Annotated in this window: 18 protein-coding genes; 5 read left to right on the top strand and 13 right to left on the bottom strand. The window is 64.3% G+C overall.

Translation table 11 applies throughout. The features are described 5' to 3' along the window. Positions 1–20: 20 nt before the first annotated feature. The gene (locus tag HDG33_RS12310; protein ID WP_184026596.1) at positions 21–497 is read right to left on the bottom strand and encodes a DUF2244 domain-containing protein; all 477 of its coding nucleotides are present in this window, start codon (positions 495–497) and stop codon (positions 21–23) included. A 395-nt stretch (positions 498–892) separates the two neighbouring features. After that, positions 893–1,858 (bottom strand): methyltransferase domain-containing protein, encoded by a 966-nt coding sequence (locus HDG33_RS12305; RefSeq protein ID WP_090802880.1) that lies wholly within the window; start codon positions 1,856–1,858, stop codon positions 893–895. Between the two features lie 121 nt (positions 1,859–1,979). On the opposite strand from HDG33_RS12305, the gene HDG33_RS12300 reads away from it, so the two are divergent. Then, positions 1,980–2,726 carry a phosphoribosyltransferase family protein gene (locus HDG33_RS12300; RefSeq protein WP_409259003.1) on the top strand — a complete coding sequence of 249 codons (747 nt, stop codon included), beginning with the start codon at positions 1,980–1,982 and terminating at the stop codon, positions 2,724–2,726. Positions 2,727–2,744: 18 nt separating this feature from the next. Next, a complete protein-coding gene (gene trmL, locus HDG33_RS12295) occupies positions 2,745–3,215 on the top strand; it encodes a tRNA (uridine(34)/cytosine(34)/5-carboxymethylaminomethyluridine(34)-2'-O)-methyltransferase TrmL (RefSeq protein ID WP_184026590.1) in 471 nt (156 codons plus the stop codon). Here trmL and HDG33_RS12290 read toward each other — a convergent pair. The 5 genes from HDG33_RS12290 to HDG33_RS12270 form a co-directional block, all read right to left on the bottom strand. Next, the gene (locus tag HDG33_RS12290; protein WP_184026573.1) at positions 3,188–3,748 is read right to left on the bottom strand and encodes an O-acetyl-ADP-ribose deacetylase; all 561 of its coding nucleotides are present in this window, start codon (positions 3,746–3,748) and stop codon (positions 3,188–3,190) included. The genes trmL and HDG33_RS12290 overlap by 28 nt on opposite strands. A 97-nt stretch (positions 3,749–3,845) precedes the next feature. Next, entirely contained in the window at positions 3,846–4,844 is a 999-nt protein-coding gene (locus tag HDG33_RS12285) for an NAD(P)H-dependent glycerol-3-phosphate dehydrogenase (protein WP_184026571.1), read from the bottom strand. Positions 4,845–4,866: 22 nt separating this feature from the next. Beyond that, complete coding sequence (secB, locus tag HDG33_RS12280; RefSeq protein ID WP_184026568.1) at positions 4,867–5,343, bottom strand: protein-export chaperone SecB; 477 nt, start codon at positions 5,341–5,343, stop codon at positions 4,867–4,869. Between the two features lie 147 nt (positions 5,344–5,490). After that, positions 5,491–5,751: a glutaredoxin 3 gene (gene grxC / locus HDG33_RS12275; protein WP_090802871.1), complete on the bottom strand. Its 261-nt coding sequence runs from the start codon at positions 5,749–5,751 to the stop codon at positions 5,491–5,493. After that, the gene (locus HDG33_RS12270) at positions 5,748–6,173 is read right to left on the bottom strand and encodes a rhodanese-like domain-containing protein (protein WP_013088271.1); all 426 of its coding nucleotides are present in this window, start codon (positions 6,171–6,173) and stop codon (positions 5,748–5,750) included. Before HDG33_RS12270 ends, grxC begins: the two co-directional genes overlap by 4 nt. Positions 6,174–6,310: 137 nt before the next feature. Between HDG33_RS12270 and gpmA the strand changes: the two genes are divergently transcribed. The 3 genes from gpmA (at position 6,311) to HDG33_RS12255 (ending at position 10,010) form a co-directional block, all read left to right on the top strand. Beyond that, positions 6,311–7,057, top strand: a complete 747-nt coding sequence (gpmA, locus tag HDG33_RS12265) for a 2,3-diphosphoglycerate-dependent phosphoglycerate mutase (RefSeq protein WP_184026565.1) — start codon at positions 6,311–6,313, stop codon at positions 7,055–7,057. A 354-nt stretch (positions 7,058–7,411) separates the two neighbouring features. Further along, a complete protein-coding gene (locus HDG33_RS12260; protein WP_184026562.1) occupies positions 7,412–8,989 on the top strand; it encodes a S41 family peptidase in 1,578 nt (525 codons plus the stop codon). A 235-nt stretch (positions 8,990–9,224) separates the two neighbouring features. Further along, positions 9,225–10,010, top strand: coding sequence for a molybdopterin-synthase adenylyltransferase MoeB (locus HDG33_RS12255; protein WP_184026558.1), 786 nt, complete (start codon positions 9,225–9,227; stop codon positions 10,008–10,010). Between the two features lie 72 nt (positions 10,011–10,082). Here HDG33_RS12255 and ptsP read toward each other — a convergent pair whose 3' ends face one another. From ptsP to HDG33_RS12225, 6 genes are all read right to left on the bottom strand, one after another. Beyond that, positions 10,083–11,825, bottom strand: a complete 1,743-nt coding sequence (gene ptsP, locus HDG33_RS12250; RefSeq protein ID WP_090805570.1) for a phosphoenolpyruvate--protein phosphotransferase — start codon at positions 11,823–11,825, stop codon at positions 10,083–10,085. 370 nt (positions 11,826–12,195) lie between these two features. Further along, positions 12,196–12,465 (bottom strand): HPr family phosphocarrier protein, encoded by a 270-nt coding sequence (locus HDG33_RS12245; protein ID WP_018419292.1) that lies wholly within the window; start codon positions 12,463–12,465, stop codon positions 12,196–12,198. 124 nt (positions 12,466–12,589) lie between these two features. Beyond that, positions 12,590–13,117, bottom strand: coding sequence for a PTS sugar transporter subunit IIA (locus tag HDG33_RS12240; RefSeq protein ID WP_184026555.1), 528 nt, complete (start codon positions 13,115–13,117; stop codon positions 12,590–12,592). 243 nt (positions 13,118–13,360) lie between these two features. Continuing rightward, positions 13,361–14,317 carry a glutathione synthase gene (gshB, locus tag HDG33_RS12235; protein ID WP_184026552.1) on the bottom strand — a complete coding sequence of 319 codons (957 nt, stop codon included), beginning with the start codon at positions 14,315–14,317 and terminating at the stop codon, positions 13,361–13,363. Between the two features lie 103 nt (positions 14,318–14,420). Continuing rightward, positions 14,421–15,710, bottom strand: a complete 1,290-nt coding sequence (gshA, locus tag HDG33_RS12230) for a glutamate--cysteine ligase (protein WP_184026549.1) — start codon at positions 15,708–15,710, stop codon at positions 14,421–14,423. A gap of 252 nt (positions 15,711–15,962) precedes the next feature. Then, positions 15,963–17,417, bottom strand: a complete 1,455-nt coding sequence (locus HDG33_RS12225; protein WP_184026546.1) for an ammonium transporter — start codon at positions 17,415–17,417, stop codon at positions 15,963–15,965. Positions 17,418–17,426: the final 9 nt, after the last annotated feature.

Below are 17,426 nucleotides of genomic sequence, written 5' to 3'. Positions count from 1 at the left end.
CGCCGCGCGTCCGGCACCATCTAACAACGTGCCAGCCACATACGTAGTTCGCCTGCGAACTGCGCGCGCCGATTCTGCGCGAGGTGTTGCCCGATCATGATCGTCTGCCCGCGCGAGACCAGCTTGATCTGATCGCGCGGCGTTGCGCCCGGCTCTATCCGCACCCAGCGCGGATTGAATTCGAACTGCGTAATCTGCTCGGCGCTGACCTGCTCGATCACGAGCCGGTTCGGAAACAACCGGATGCGCTCGTAATCGACAGCATGACGCGCATATATTGCAAACGCGATACCTACGGCCAGCAATTCGATTCCGGTGAACGGCAACACCAGCCAGGCGCCGACCAGAACCAGCATGAATGCAATTGCCAACGAAAACAACGCAAGCGACACGTACAGACAGACGAACTGCCGCGGCGATATCGAACAGTTGCGCTTCATGGTCCAGTCCCTGAGGACCGGTTCTGAATCCGCCAGCAGATGATCTGATGCGCCCATCGCTGCCTCCTGCGAATCGTCGCGTCCGGCCTGCCTTCTTTTACTTCCGGATGCATCTCGCGGCCGCCGTTCGAGTCACTGTTTCCAGCATCACTCGCGAGCGCGCCAACCCCTACCGCATCACTTCATTTTGCAGCCCCGCGCCTCGGGCTTGCCACCCCAAATGTGGGAACCTCGGGTGACAAACTGACGCATTATAGGCGCGATCCATAGCATCGACAAGCAAGCCCCGATCGGCCCGCAAGCCAGGCGCGACAAGCCTTCGCGCCATTTTGCCCAGCATTTTGCGGCTCTTTTGAAGGGCAAATCCCAGGCATAACGGATGTCCTCTTTACCGCTTTTGCAACACGTCAACCGCACCGTCGGCAAGCAGTTGATGACAGCACCGCAATCTGCTATCCACGCTTGCCCGGACCTCGTCCGATGTCCTCGAGCCGCACGATGCCATGTCCTTCCGCCGTGGTGCGCGGCACGGCTTTCCATGCGTGGCCGTAGATCACCTCGAAGGTCAGCGCGATCGTGCCGTCGGCGCGCCGGCGCGCTTCGAGCGCGGCGAGCAGGGCTTTGTGCAACCGACGCGTGAGCACGCCGTCATGCGCATCGCGCTCGAACGGGTACGCGCCCCAGCGACGCACGTCCGCGAGCAGCGACTCGGGCGACTTATAGGTGATCGTCAGCGTCTCCTGGTCCATCACCGGAATCTCGAAGCCGGCCTCGACGAGCATGTCGCCGAGGTCGTGCATGTCGACGAAGTCGATCACATGCTTGCGAGACGCGACGCCGTGCGCGGCCTCGATCTCGGCGTAGGCACCGCGCAACTCCTTCAGCGTATCGGGGCCGAGCGTGCTGAACATTAGCAGGCCGTTGACCTTCAGCACGCGCTGCCATTCGGGAAAGACCAGATCGGGCCGCGAGTGCCAGTGCAGCGCGAGGTTGGACCAGATGAATTCGAATGCGCCGGACGTGAACGGCAGCGCGGAGAAATCGGTTTGCGCGAAGCGCGGGCCACGCGCGCCGAGCGCCTTGCCGAGCGAGGCGGGAAGAAAGCGCCGCCAACTGGTGTCGCCGGCATCGTGACGCAGCGCGCGGCGGAGCATGCCGTGCGACAGATCAGCGCCGAACACCGGCGCCTCGGGAAAGCGTTCGCGCAATGCGGGGAGGTCTTCGCCCGCGCCGCAACCGGCGTCGAGCACGCTCGAGGGCGCCACCTTGATGTAATCGAGACGCTCGCGCATGCGCTGCGCAATCTCTCGCGGCAGGAACGCAACCTCGTCGAAGGTGGCAGCGCGACGGTCGAAAATACGCCTGAGGCGCCGTGAATCGTAGGCCGGACGGCCAGATTGAGCGGATGTTGGAGACATGTGTGTCGTGCTGGCGTGAGCTCGAAGTATACTCGGTCGTTCCCCTCCATTCAGCGAGAACGGCTTTCACCGGCGCTCACTCGTGCGATTCCAGTCATTTTCTTCGTCGTGTCGAAATCAGGTGGCGCGTTTTGCGCGCGATCTGCGTTCGGCATGGCCGCGGGCCTTGAACGCCGCGCTGCCGAACCTGTGCGCGTTGTGCGGCAATTTGTCGCATAAGACGTTGTGCGACGGTTGCGACGCGGCCTACTGGAACGAGAGCCGGCTGCGCTGCACCGTTTGCGCGGTGCCGTTGCCGGCGTCACGCTGGGTCGCTCAGGCGCGGTATCGCTGCGCGGATTGCGTGGCCGAGCCGCCGCCGTTCGACGTGAGCTTCGCGCTCGCCGACTATCGCGCGCCGCTCGATACGCTCGCGGTCGGCCTGAAGTTCCGCGCCCGGCTGATGCTCGCGCGAGACTTCGCGCAACGCCTCGCGCGGCTCGCTGAAGCCAATTGGCACGACGCGGCCGAGCGGCCCGACGTGATCGCGCCAGTGCCGCTCGCCGGTCGCCGTCTGGTCGAGCGCGGCTACAACCAGGCCTGGCAGATCGCGCGGCCGCTCGCCCGGGCGCTCGGCGTGCGCGGCGACCCCACGCTGCTCGAACGAACGCTCGACACCGCGCCGCAATCGCGCCTCGATCTCGATGCGCGCCGGCAGAACGTCGGCCGAGCGTTTCGCGTCGCGCGCCCAGTGCGCGGCCTGCACGTCGGCATCGTCGACGATGTCATGACGAGCGGCGCGACGCTCGAAGCGCTCGCGCATACGCTGAAGGCCGCCGGCGCGCGGCGGGTTACGAACTTCGTCGCGCTGCGCACTCCGAAAAACTAGCTTTTACGTGGTCTTCTTATGTTCAACGTCGTTCTCGTAGAACCCGAAATTCCGCCCAACACCGGCAACGTGATTCGCCTGTGCGCGAACACCGGCGCCCGGCTGCACCTGATCGAGCCGCTCGGCTTCCCTCTCGACGACACCAAGATGCGGCGCGCCGGCCTCGACTATCACGAGTACGCGGAAATGAACGTGCATGCCGGTTGGGACGCGTTCATCGCGAAAGAAACGCCCGACGCGTCGCGCATGTTCGCATTCACGACGCGCGGCTCGGGGCGCTTTCACGACCACGCGTTTCAACCGGGCGACTGGTTCGTGTTCGGCGCCGAAACGCGCGGCCTGCCCGGCACGGTGCTCGAGCGCTTTGCGAACGAACAGCGCGTGCGTCTGCCGATGCGTCCCGGCAATCGCAGTCTGAATCTGTCGAATACGGTGGCGATCGTGGTGTTCGAAGCGTGGCGTCAGGCCGGCTTCGAAGGCGGCGCCTGACGGCGTTCGAACTCGGCCTCGTAGCGTGCGAACATCGCGTCGTCGAAGCACGCGAACGTCACGTGCTTCATGTGTGGTGTGCGCGGCAACGTGTCGAGTACGGTCGCGACCGCGATGCTGACCGCAACGTCGGCGGGGAAACGGTAGATACCGCAGCTGATCGCTGGAAACGCGATGCTCGTGCACTGAGTTTCGCGCGCGACTTCGAGTGAGCGCTGATAGCACGATGCGAGCAGGTCGGCCTCGCCATGCGCGCCGCCACGCCACACTGGACCGACCGCGTGAATAACATGCTTCGCGGGCAGACGATAGCCGGCGGTGATTTTGGCGTCGCCGGTCGCGCAGCCGCCGAGCGTTTCGCATTCGCGCAGCAACTCCTTGCCGGCCGCGCGATGAATCGCGCCATCCACACCGCCGCCACCGAGCAGCGAAGTATTCGCGGCATTGACGATCGCATCGACGGCGAGCGTCGTGATATCGACCACGCGCGCTTCGAGCGTGCACGCGCCAAGCCTGAGATTGAAGGTGGGCATGGGAACCTCGCTGACCCGAGTCTCGCTAACGAAGTGGACAACCGGGCGAGGCAGCCGTTCAACGCGAATTTGCGCTAAACGGCTGATAGAAAAGGCTTTATTCCGCCTTCGAATCGCGGCGCAGGAGCGCGCTAACCGCATCGCGCGGCGCCACGCCGTCGAACAGCACCGCGCAGACCGCCTGCGTGATCGGCATTTCGATTGCATGAGCACGTGCGATCGAGAGTACCGCCCGCGCGCAGCGCACGCCTTCGGCCACGTGACCGAGACCGCCGAGGATGTCGTCGAGCGTGCGGCCCGTGGCGAGTTGCAGGCCCACGGTGCGGTTGCGCGACAGATCGCCGGTGGCAGTCAGAATCAGATCACCGAGGCCGGTCAACCCGGTAAAGGTTTCCGCGCGCCCACCGAGCGTCACGCCAAGGCGCGACATTTCGGCGAGGCCGCGGGTGATCAGCGCCGCGCGTGCATTGAGGCCGAGGCCGAGGCCATCGGCGATGCCCGTGGCGATGGCGAGCACGTTTTTCACCGCGCCGCCCACTTCGACGCCGACGACGTCGTCGCCGGTATAGATGCGCATCGCGCCGTGATGGAATGCCGCGACCGTGCGTTCGCGGCACGCCGCCGACGGGCTCGCGATCGTCAACGCAACCGGCAGCCCCTGCCCGACTTCGCGAGCGAAGCTCGGTCCGGACAACACGCCGTTGCTCGCATGCTCGGGCAATTCCGCCGCGACCGCCTGATGCGGCAACAACTGCGAATCCGCTTCGAACCCCTTGCACAGCCACACGATATGCGCGGGCACCTTGCCCGCATCGCGCATCGCGCGCAACAGGCCGCGCAGGCCAGCCACGGGCGTCGCGACCACGCACAGCGCATCGTCGTCGAGCGCGTGATCGAGCGCCGCTCCGAGATCCGCTTCAAAGCGAAGCGCGGGCGGCAACGCGACGCCCGCAAGATAGCGGGCGTTTTCATGCGAAGCGGAAAGCTCGGCGATGAGCGCGGACTCGCGCGCCCACAACACCGTGTGGTGCCTTAAGGCTAGATGGCCGGCGAGGGCGGTGCCCCAGGCGCCAGCGCCGAGAACGGCGACTTTCATAGCCGGCACTGCGCGCGGCGCCTTAATGCGTGACGCCTTTTTGCGCCGCGCCGTCCTGCTGGGCCACGCTCATCTGGGCGAGACGCTGCTCGTACAGCGCCTGGAAGTTGATCTCGGCGAGGTGGATCGGCGGGAAGCCGGCGCGGGTGATCGCATCGGCGATGTTCGAGCGCAGGTACGGGAACAGGATGGTCGGGCAGGCAATGCCGACGAGCGGATCGATTTGCTCGGCAGGAATGTTGCGAATGTCAAAAATGCCGGCCTGTTTCGCTTCGATCAGGAACGCGACCTTGTCCGACACCTTGGCCGTGACCGTGCCCGTCACGAGAATTTCGAACACGGATTCGGCGAGGCGCTCGGCCTTCACGTCGACTTCGACTTCGACCGACGGCATTTCCTGCTCGAGGAAGATACCCGGCGAATTCGGCTGCTCGAGCGACATGTCCTTCAGATAGATGCGCTGGATGTTGAAGAACGGCTGGTTATTCTCGTCGGACATGATGGTGATTCCTGATAGGTGTGCGTGGCGGCGGCCGATGCACGCATGGGCCGCCAGATTATTGCGCCGGCTTGCCGGCTCCACGAGGAGCGCGTGCGCCGGCTTATCGAGTGGTCCGCCCGCTCGCGCGGCGCGAAACGCGCGAACTCAGGCTGCTTCGAGCAGCGGCGTCAGACCGCCCGCGCGATCGAGCGCGGAAAGGTCATCATAGCCGCCCACATGCGTCTCGCCGATGAACACCTGCGGCACCGTACGACGACCGGTCCGGGTCATCATTTCCTCACGACGGCCCGGGTCCTTGTCGATCAGTACTTTCTCAACGTGCTCGACGCCGCGCGACTTTAAAAGACGTTCGGCCATCTGGCAATACGGGCACACCTGGGTGCTGTACATGATCACTTTGTTCACTTGGCTGCTCCTTGTTTCACAACCGGCATACCGGCTTTCTGCCAGGCATCGACGCCGCCCTCGAGAACATGGACTTCCGCGTATCCCGCTTCCTGCACGATACGCGCGGCCTTGTTCGACTGCTGGCCGGTCTGGCACACCAGCAGCACCGGGTTGCTCTTGTTCTTCGCGAGTTGCGTGACTTTCGCCTGCAACTCTGCGAATTCGAAATGCCGTGCCGAGGGCAGGTGCCCCTTGGCGTAATCGGCGGACGGCCGCAGATCGATGACCGCCGCGTTGCGCCGGTTGATCAGTTGGGTGGCTTCAGCGGCCGACAGGCCGCCACGTCCACGCCGACTGATGGTCGGCCACAGCAGCAACCCACCAGAGATAAGGACGATTGCGATCAGGACAAGGTTTGTGTATTCGGTGAAAAACTTCACGGAAGATCCGCCGGAAAGAGAGAAATCGAAAAGGTCAACCCGAGCATTATAAAATAACCGTTCGACGCGATGGCGATGCGCCGCCCGAGGCGCCGCACAGAGCGAGACCGCTTCCTCACTACCGACCGGCAACTCTCATGTACAAACTCGTTCTCATCCGCCACGGCGAATCGACTTGGAACAAGGAAAACCGCTTCACCGGCTGGGTCGACGTCGACCTCACCGAGCAGGGCAACCTCGAGGCGCAGCAGGCGGGCGGGCTGCTCAAGGAATCGGGCTATACGTTCGACATCGCCTACACGTCGGTGCTCAAGCGCGCGATCCGCACGCTGTGGCATGTGCAGGACCAGATGGATCTGATGTACCTGCCCGTCGTGCATTCGTGGCGCCTGAACGAACGCCACTACGGCGCGCTGTCGGGTCTGAACAAGGCCGAAACCGCCGCGAAGTTCGGCGACGAGCAGGTGCTGGTCTGGCGCCGCAGCTACGACACGCCGCCGCCCGCGCTCGATCCCACCGACGAGCGCGCGCCGTACACCGATCCGCGCTACGCCAAGGTGCCGCGCGAGCAACTGCCGCTGACCGAGTGCCTGAAAGACACGGTCGCGCGCGTGTTGCCGCTGTGGAACGAGTCGATTGCGCCGGCCATCAAGTCGGGGCGCAGCATCCTGATCGCCGCGCACGGCAACTCGATCCGCGCGCTGGTCAAGTATCTCGACAACATCTCGGACAGCGACATCGTCGGCCTCAACATCCCGAACGGCGTGCCGCTCGTCTATGAACTCGACGAGAACCTGAAGCCGATCAAGCACTACTATCTCGGCGACCAGGACGCGATCGCCAAGGCGCAAGCCGCGGTCGCGAGCCAGGGCAAGGCGGGCTGATCCGGCATTTCCGGGCGTGGCCCACGCCACGAAAACGCGCGGGGCCGCACGCAGACAACCGGGCCGACAAGAAATTCTGTATTGCGCCCGGCGGTCAGATTCAGAGGCCCGCTGCAGGGTTCACCGTAGCGGCGAGCGCATCCGCTGGCCTTGCGCGGCAACTCTCAGTTCCGACCCGCCGAGTGCCATGTCGTACGGCTCGCCGTCCGCGGCTCGGGTCGCAAGAACCAGGACCTTCCCGTACTGTCGAAGCACGATTGCCTGCGCCGCGCCCTGAGCAGGCGGGTGTGCAGTTATACTTGTCCGTCCAATCTTTATCGACGCTGCCACGCGCTTCCGACCGCAACAGACTCTATGCGAAAGAACCTGAAAAATTTCGGCCTGATTGCCGCGGGCCTTGCTACCGGTGTCTTTGCCACCCTGCAATACTCCGCCTCGGCCCAGCAACCCGCTAGCGCCGCGGTCGCCCCGCTGCCGCTAGACCAGCTCAGGCTTTTCGCCGAAGTGTTCGGGCAGATCAAGCACGAATATGTCGAACCGGTCGACGACAAGAAGCTGCTCACTGCCGCGATCAAGGGCATGGTGTCGAGCCTCGACCCGCACTCGTCGTACCTCGACAAGACCGACTATGAAGAGCTGCAGGAGCAGACCAAGGGCCGCTTCGCGGGCCTCGGCATCGAAATTTCGTCGGAAGACGGCCTGATCAAGGTAATTTCGCCAATCGAAGACACGCCCGCGTTCCGCGCCGGCATCCGTCCGGGCGACCTGATCACGCGCATCAACGACAAGCCCGTGCGCGGCATGACGCTCGACAAGGCGGTCAAGCAGATGCGCGGCGATCCGGGCACCAAGGTCACGCTGACCATCTTCCGCAAGACCGACGACCGCACGTTCCCGCTCACCGTCACGCGCGCGATCATCAAGGTGCAGTCGGTGAAGGGCAAGATCGTCGCGCCGGGCTTCGCGTACGTGCGCATCACGAGCTTCCAGGAACGCACCACGCCCGACCTCGCGGCCAAGCTGCAGGATCTCGCACGCCAGGAGCCGAACCTGAAGGGCCTCATCCTCGACCTGCGCAACAACGGCGGCGGTCTGCTGCAAAGCGCGGTCGGCGTCGCGGGCGCGTTCCTGCCGCCGAATTCGGTGGTGGTGTCGACCAACGGCCAGATTCCGGATTCGAAGCAGATCTATCGCGACACCTACGATAACTACCGTCTGCAATCGTTCGACAGCGATCCGCTCAAGGACGTCCCGGCCATCTTCAAGACCGTGCCCATGATCGTGCTGACCAACGCGTATTCGGCGTCGGCGTCGGAAATCGTCGCGGGCGCGCTGCAGGATCAGCACCGCGCGCTGATTCTCGGCAAGACCACGTTCGGCAAGGGCTCGGTGCAAACCGTGCGCCCCATGACGGCCGACACCGCACTGCGCCTGACCACCGCGTATTACTACACGCCGAGCGGCCGTTCGATCCAGAACAAGGGCATCCGCCCCGACCTTCCTGTCGACCAATACGCGGAAGGCGATCCGGACGACGCGCTCGTGACCCGCGAAGTCGACTACTCGAATCACCTTGCGAACACGCAGGACCCGAACGAGAAGAAGGAAGCGGAGCAGCGCGAGCAGGAGCGCATGGACCAACTGCGTCAGCTCGAAGAACAGAACGACAAGAAGACGCCGGAACAGCGCCAGAAGGAGCGCGAACGCAAGCCGGTCGAGTTCGGTTCGGCCGACGACTTCATGCTGCAACAGGCGGTCGACAAGCTCGAAGGCAAGCCGGTTCAGGAATCGAAGTCGCTGATGGAACGCCGTCTCGCGCAGAACAAGCCGGGCACGTCGGCCTCCGCGCCGGTCGCGGTGAAGCCGACGCAACCGGTGCCGGGCGCATCGGGACCGGCGCCGGCTTCGGCACCGGCTCCCGCTGGCAAGTAAGCTGGCCGACAGGCAGCGAACCCCGCGCGTGTCTTCGCAGCACGATAGTCTGCGAAGACACGCCGCAACAGTTTCCGCAAAAGCCGCCGCCTAACCGGTGGCGCATCACGGCAAGCCGCAACCGCCACCCTCCCCGCGCGATTAAAATAACAGCCACGAATGCGCGCCGCGGCCCCTCGGCCTGCCTCTCCTTGCGCGACACAGCGACATAGCGACACATCCCACGCGCCCCGCCATGAATGACGATCAACTCCTTCGCTACTCCCGCCACATCCTCGTCGATGAGATCGGCATCGAGGCGCAGCAGCGTTTTATCGACGCCCACGCGATCATCGTCGGCGCGGGCGGGCTCGGTTCACCAGCCGCGCTGTATCTCGCGGCGGCGGGCGTCGGCCGTCTGACGCTCGTCGATGCCGATACCGTCGACCTGACTAATCTACAACGACAGATCCTGCACGTGAGCGCGTCGGTTGGACGTAGGAAGGTCGAGTCCGGGCGCGACATGCTCGCGCGGATCAATCCCGAGGTCGTCGTCAACGCGGTGGCCGAGCGCGTCGACGATGCGTGGCTCGACCGCGAGGTGCCGCACGCGAGTGTCGTGCTCGATTGCACCGACAACTTCGCGACGCGTCACGCGATCAACCGCGCGTGCGTCAAGCATCGCGTGCCGCTCGTGTCGGGCGCGGCGCTGCGCTTCGACGGCCAGATCAGCACTTTCGATTTCCGCGATGAAGCGTCGCCGTGCTACGCGTGCGTGTTTCCCGAAGACCAGCCGTTCGAGGAAGTCGCATGCTCGACGATGGGCGTGTTCGCGCCGACGGTCGGCATCATCGGTTCGATGCAGGCTGCCGAAGCGCTGAAGCTGATCGGCGCAATCGGCACGCCGCTCGTGGGCCGCCTGACGATGCTCGATTCGCTGCGGATGGAATGGAACACGATGCGCATCGGACGTCAGCCGGATTGTCCGGTGTGCGGCCACGCGCACGGTCTTGAGGCGGTTCTGCACTGCCCGTTGGCGTGACGCCGAAATAGCAGAACGCCGCACATGTGCGGCGTTTTTTCGTTCAACGAGGCACGACGATGCGCGTCAGATTCAAACCAGCGCGACCCGCTTGAGCGCCGCCTGCACCTCCTCCGGCTCGAACGAAGCCAGCACATCGGCAACGGGCTTTTCGAGCGTCTTCAGATGCGAGCGCAGCACCTCCTGCTTGACCTCGAGCAGTTGACTCGGATGCATCGAAAACTCGGTCAGACCCATGCCGAGCAGCAGACGAGTCAACGCCGGATCGCCCGCCATCTCACCGCACACCGACACGGGCACGCCCGCGCGCTTCGCCTCGCGCAGCGTGAACGCGATCAGATGCAGCACGGCCGGATGCAGCGGGTCGTACAGATGCGCGACCGCGTTGTCCGCGCGATCGATCGCGAGCGTGTACTGAATCAGATCGTTGGTGCCGATCGACAGGAAATCGAGCCGCTTCAGAAACAGCGGCAACGCGATCGCGGCGGCCGGGATCTCGATCATCGCGCCCACCTGCACGTTCGGATCGTAAGCGATACCCGCGTCGTCGAGTTGACGCTTCGCTTCGCGGATCAGATCGAGCGTCTGGTCAATTTCCTGCGCGTGCGCGAGCATCGGGATCAGGATCTTCACCCTGCCGAACGCCGACGCGCGCAGGATCGCACGCAACTGCGTGAGGAACATCTGCGGCTCGGACAGGCTCCAGCGAATCGCGCGCAAACCGAGCGCCGGATTCGCGGCGGTCTCGTAGCCGTCGCCGCCCATCGAATCGAGCGGCTTGTCGGCGCCGACGTCGATCGTGCGGATCGTGACCGGCAAGCCGTTCATCAGTTCGACCGCGCGACGATACGCGCTGAACTGCGCCTCCTCTTCGGGCATCCGGTGCTTGTGATTCATGAACAGAAACTCGGTGCGGAACAGACCCACGCCGGTCGCGCCCGATTCGACCGCCGCGCGCGCGTCGTCCGGCAACTCGATGTTCGCGCACAGTTCGATGCGCGTGCCGCACAGCGTTTGCGTCGGCGAGAACTTGAGCCGTTGCAGCTTGCGCTGCTCGAGCTCCTTCTCGCTTTGCCGGTACGAGTATTCCTCGAGCACGATCGGCGCGGGATCGACGATCACGATGCCGTGGTCGCCATCGACGATGATCAGATCGTCCTGGCGGATCAGCGCGCTCGCATGCTGCACGCCGACCGCGGCCGGAATGCCGAGGCTGCGCGCGACGATCGCGGTGTGCGACGTGCGCCCGCCGAGATCAGTAACGAAGCCCTGGAACGTCTGCGTCTTGAACTGCATCATGTCGGCCGGCGCGATGTCGTGCGCGACCACGATCATCTCGTCGCACGCGCCATGCACGTTGCCGACGATGCCCGGCGCGCCCGCGAGCGCCTTCAGCACGCGCTCGACGACCTGCTCGATATCGGCCTTGCGCTCGCGCAGGTATTCGTCTTCGATAGTGTCGAAATGGCGCGACAGTCTTTCGAGCTGTTCGGTCAGCGCCCATTCCACGTTGTAGCGGCGCGTGCGGATCAGGTCGATGGTTTCCTGAACGAGCATGACGTCGTTCAGGATCATCGTGTGAACGTCGATGAACGCGCCCATTTCGCTCGGGGCATCCGCGGCAAGATCGGCGCGCAATACGTTGAGTTCTTCATGCACGCGTTGCTGAGCCGCGCGAAAACGCCCGACCTCCCCTTCGATCTGGGGCGGTTCGATCAGATAGTGGTCTACGTCGAGTGCTGCCGGGGCGATCAGATAGGCCCGCCCGATGGCGATACCGCGTGACACGGGAATTCCATGCAGCGTGAATGACACGCGCACCTCCTCTAGTTGTGTAATGCCGCGGCAAACCGCTGCAATGCTCTCAGACTGTACTGGGCATTATAAATTCCGCGCCTTTTTGAAGTGTGTCAGCGGTGTGTGCAGCGCAGCACGGATTATCGCAATGAGGTGCCCTCGTACCCGGCGAAGCTTCGCTTTATACACGTCGCGCAAAACATATGGTTTAAACATTGAAAACGCATGTCGTCTTGCGCGCTCTTCCCGATGGCTTTCGCGCCGCATCTAGATCCCTTTAGTGTCGATTAACGGCGCGCCTCTTCTGATATTCAGATGTCGGCGGCGAAAAAAAACCGCGGACTGAGCCGCGGCATTTTCGGGTTTGTCGAACGCAAAGCGCGCGGCTTTATTGACCTTCGCCAAATTTATCGGCGATCAGTTTCAAGAGCGCGTCCATTGCGTCCTGTTCGTCGGTGCCTTCCGTTTCGATCAGCACGGTACTGCCGATGCCCGCGGCCAGCATCATCACGCCCATGATGCTCTTCGCGTTGATACGACGGCCATTGCGGCTCATCCAGATTTCCGCCTGGTAGTTGCCCGCGAGTTGCGTCAACTTGGCCGACGCGCGCGCGTGCAGCCCCAGCTTGTTCACAATTGTCGTTTCCTGTTGCAGCATGTGATGGTCCGAAGCGCGGGTGAATGAAATGGTGAAAAGTGTTACTGCAAAGCGGCTTCAATGCGATCGGCACCGTTGTGAAACCGCTTGAATCCGTCGAAGCTTGCCTGCGAACCAGCCCGGCTTACAGGCCGGGCGCGTCCGTCTTTTGCGTCAGATCGGCATCGGCCGGCAAAGCGGGGACACAGTCGGCGGCCGCCGCGTCAGGCGGCAGCGCCGGCAGGCACTCGGCAGCGCACACTGGCGGCGTGACCGGTGTCGGCATTGCCGGTCCGATCGCGTGCACGCCCTTGGTCGCGCCGGCGAGCGCCTTGTCGACGAGCGTGTCGAGCGGCGTCGCGCGATAGCAGACCGCGCGCACCAGCATCGGCAGATTGACGCCGCACAGCACACGCACGTCCGGCACGGTGGCGAGCCGGCCCGCGATGTTGGCCGGCGTCGCGCCGAACATGTCGGTCAGCACGAGCGCGCCGTTCTCTTCCTTCAGCCGCACGACTTCCGAATTCGCGAACGCGACGACCTGCGCAGGATCGCAATCCGGCGACACGTCGATCACGCCGATACGCGCCGGCAATCCGCCATAGATGTGGGAAATGCAATCGCGCAACGCGGTGGCGAATGGAGCGTGCGCAATGATCAGAATGCCTGCCATATCAGCCTTACTGCAAAAGAACGGCCCCAAACCGTGGACCGGGACTCGAGCCCGGTTCGCCATCGCCCCGGACCGGCCGTGGGTCGCGAGGGCGGGAATGCATCGTCGGGCGAGCGGGCATTGTAGCAGCCTCATTTTCGCGCCAATTCCGACGCCACGCCTGATGCGGATTCACTACACAGATTGGGGGTGCAGCCGGGCAATCAAGGCCGCTGCGTCGGCGCGCCACGCGAGCGCCACGCGTCAGCCGACCGCGCGCTCCAGCGCGTCGACGAACATCGCGGCGACGTCGAAGCCGGTCTGGTCCATGATCTCGCGGAAACACGTCGGGCTCGTGACGTTGACTTCGGTGAGCCAGTCGCCGATCGCATCGAGTCCGACCAGCAGCAGGCCGCGCGCCGCCAGCACCGGCGCGAGCGTATCGGCGATCTTGCGATCCTGCTCGCTGAGCGGCCGCGCGACGCCCAGTCCGCCGGCCGCCAGATTGCCGCGCACCTCATTACCCTGAGGAATGCGCGCGAGCGAGTACGGCACCGCTTCGCCGCCGATCAGCAGGATGCGCTTGTCACCTTCCTTGATCTCGGGGATGAATTTCTGCGCCATCACCGAGCGCGCGCCGTCGTGGCTCAGCATTTCGACGATCGAGCCGAGGTTCATGCCGTCCGCCTTCACGCGGAATACGCCCATGCCGCCCATGCCGTCGAGCGGCTTCAGGATCACGTCGCCGTGCTGTTCGTGGAACGCGCGCAGACGCGCCGGGTCGCGAGTGACCAGCGTCGGCGCGACGAACTGCGCGAACTCGCCGATTGCGAGCTTCTCCGAATGATCGCGGATCGCCTGCGGTTTGTTGAAGATGCGCGCGCCGCCACGCTCGGCCAGTTCGAGCAGCCAGGTCGACGTCACGTATTCCATGTCGAACGGCGGGTCCTTACGCATCACGACCGCGCCGAAGCTCGCGAGCGCGCGCGGCTTGGCGGCATCGGCGGCAAACCAGACATCACGATGCAGATCCGTGGTATCGCCGACGATCGCAATGCGCTGCACGTTCGCCTCGACATCGCCGCCCGTCCACGCCAGATGCTTCGGCTCGCAGGTGTACACCGTGTGACCGCGCCGCGCCGCTTCGGCCATCATCGCGTAGGTCGTGTCTTTGTAGATCTTGAAATGGCTGAGCGGATCGGCGATGAAAAGAATGTCCATGAAAGTCCCGGTGCGCCCTGAGGGGCGTGACATTGTTCGTCAATATAGTCTTTGAAGACGGCGATGGCGGCACGCATGCCGCCATCCTGCCGCGCGAGGTGGCTTAGACCTGGATCGCTTCAGGATCGGTCTTTTCGAGTTCGACCGATGCGGCCAGCAACCCGAGCCGCGCCACCACGCCATACATATAGAAGCGGTTCGGCGGCGCCGCGCCGGGCTTCGCGTGCGCATCGGGCAGCGCCGTGTGTTCGAAGCCGAGCGGCACGAAGTGCATGCCCGGCGCGTTCAGGTTCTGGTCGCGCTCGCGGCTGCCGTGCACGCGATAGAAGCCGCCCACCACATAGCGGTCGATCATGTAGACGACCGGCTCGGCGACTTCCTCGCCGATGCGCTCGAACGTGTAGACGCCTTCCTGCACGATCACGTCGTGCACTTCGAGGCCGTCTTTGGTCGCGGCCATGCGCGTGCGTTCGCGCTTCGTCAGCGCGGCGACTTCCGACGCGTCGTGCACGGTCATCACGCCCATGCCGTAGGTGCCCGCATCGGACTTGATCACGACATACGGTTTTTCGGAGATGCCGTACTCGCGATACTTGCGCGCGATCTTCTTCAGCACGCCGTCGATCGCATCGGCAAGGGCTTCCTCGCCGGTGCGCTGCTGGAAGTCGACGCCCTCGACGTGCGCGAAATACGGATTGATCATCCACGGATCGATCTCGACCATCTTCGCGAACTTCTTCGCGACGTCGTCATAGCACGAGAAATGCGTCGACTTGCGACGCACCGCCCAGCCCGCATGCAGCGGCGGCAGCAGGTACTGCTCGTGCAGGTTTTCGAGCACGGGCGGAATACCGCCGGACAGATCGTTGTTCAGCAGGATCGAGCACGGGTCGAAGTTCTTCAGACCAAGGCGCCGCGGCGAGCGCTCGAGCGGTTCGAGCACCAGCTTCTGGCCGTCCGACAGCGCGATCGTGACCGGGCCGTTGATGGTTTCGTCGAGCGTGCCGAAGCGTACGTTCAGACCCGCCTGGCGCATGATCGACGCAAGCCGGGCGACGTTTTCGAGGTAGAACGCGTTGCGGGTGTGACGCTCGGGAATGACGAGCAGATTCTTCGCGTCCGGGCAGATCTTTTCGATCGAGGCCATCGCGGCCTGCACCGCGAGCGGCAGCACTTCCTGCGGCAGATTGTTGAACGCGCCGGGAAACAGATTGGTGTCGACCGGCGCGAGCTTGAAGCCCGCGTTACGCAGATCGACGGAACAGTAGAACGGTGGCGTGTGCTCCTGCCATTCGAGCCGGAACCAGCGTTCGATAGCGGGCGTGGCGTCGAGGATCTTCCGCTCGAGGTCGAGCAGCGGGCCGTTTAACGCCGTAACTAGGTGCGGAACCATTGATCACTCGCAGACTGGAGAAAAAAGATTGTAGAGCAAATGCTTTGTCCATTTGGGGACGGTTTCTCCATTCGCAAGCAGACTCGAATGCATTCTCCCTATCTCGATGATAGGCGCGGAAAATCGCCGTTCGCAACCCGATCAGCAAGAAAAAAGCCCGCCATGAAGGCGGGCGAAATTGCTGCGCTTGCTTAACCATTTTTTCTTACTGACGGGCCCGGGAGCCCGGGCCGAACCGGGACAGGTTCTCCGTTATTCGACTTTCTCGCCGTGCAGGCTCACGTCGAGGCCTTCGCGCTCCTGCTCTTCGGTCACGCGGATGCCCATCACCAGGTCGATGATCTTCAGCAGCACGAAGCTCACCACGCCGCTGTAGATCAGCGTTGTCAGCACGCCCTTCGCCTGCAGGATCACGCTGCCGTCCGCGCCGCCGATGTCCTTGACCGCGAACACGCCGGTCAGCAGCGCACCGATGATCCCGCCGATGCAGTGCACGCCGAACGCGTCGAGCGAATCGTCGTACCCGAACTTGTGCTTGAGCCACGTGGCCGCCCAGAAGCAGACCACACCCGCGACGATACCGATCACGAGCGCGCCGAGCGTGCCGACGAAGCCCGACGCCGGCGTAATCGCCACCAGACCCGCGACCGCGCCCGACACGATACCGAGCACCGACGGCTTGCCCTTGGCTGCCCATTCGGCGAACATCCACGCGAGCGCCGCCGCGGCGGTCGCCACCTGCGTCGCGAACATCGCGAAGCCGGCACGGCCATCCGCTGCCACGGCCGAACCCGCGTTGAAGCCGAACCAGCCGACCCACAGCATCGCGCCACCGATCAGCGTGAGCGTCAGGTTGTGCGGCGCCATCGCTTCCTTGCCATAGCCGACGCGCTTGCCGAGCACCAGACAGCAGACCAGACCCGCGATACCGGCGTTGATGTGCACCACCGTGCCGCCCGCGAAGTCGAGGATGCCCGCGCTAGCCAGCCAGCCGCTCGGCTCCCACACCATGTGTGCGATCGGCGAGTAGACGATGATCGACCACAGCGTCATGAACACCAGCATCGCCGAGAACTTCATGCGGTCCGCGAAGGCACCGGTGATCAGCGCCGGCGTGATGATCGCGAAGGTCATCTGGTAGACGAAGTAGACCGTCTCCGGGATCGTCGGCGCGAGGTGGCTGACGGTCAGCGTCGTGGCCTTGTCGCCCTTGATGTAGTTCATGCCCGTCATGAACACACGCGAGAAGCCGCCGATGAACGAGCCGCCCGGCGTGAACGCGAGGCTGTAGCCCACCACGGTCCAGACGATCGTCACGACACAGGTGATCGCGAAGCTTTGCATCAGCGTCGCGAGCACGTTCTTCTTGCGGACCATGCCGCCGTAGAACAGCGCGAGACCCGGGATCGTCATGAACAGCACCAGCGCGGTGGAGGTCAGCATCCACGCGGTGTCGCCGGAGTTGATCTTCGATGAATCGACCGAGAACGGCGCGGTCGGGGTGGCCGGCGCGGCGGACGCATCGGCGGCGGGAGCCGAGGCCGCCGGGGCAGCAGCTGCGGCGGAGGCGTCCGGTGCGGGCGCGCTCGCCGTCGTATCGGGAGCGGAGGCGGCTGCGGGAGCGGACGCATCGTCCGCGAGGGCGGTGCCGACACCGCCCGCGAGCAGCGAGCCGGCCATCAGCAGGGACATCATTAGTTTGCGCATCTTGGTTTT

This window comes from Paraburkholderia sp. Cpub6, assembly GCF_014201065.1.
Lineage (GTDB): Bacteria > Pseudomonadota > Gammaproteobacteria > Burkholderiales > Burkholderiaceae > Paraburkholderia > Paraburkholderia tuberum.
Note: the sequence above shows the minus strand (reverse complement) of the source record. Positions and strands in the feature narration are given on the sequence as shown.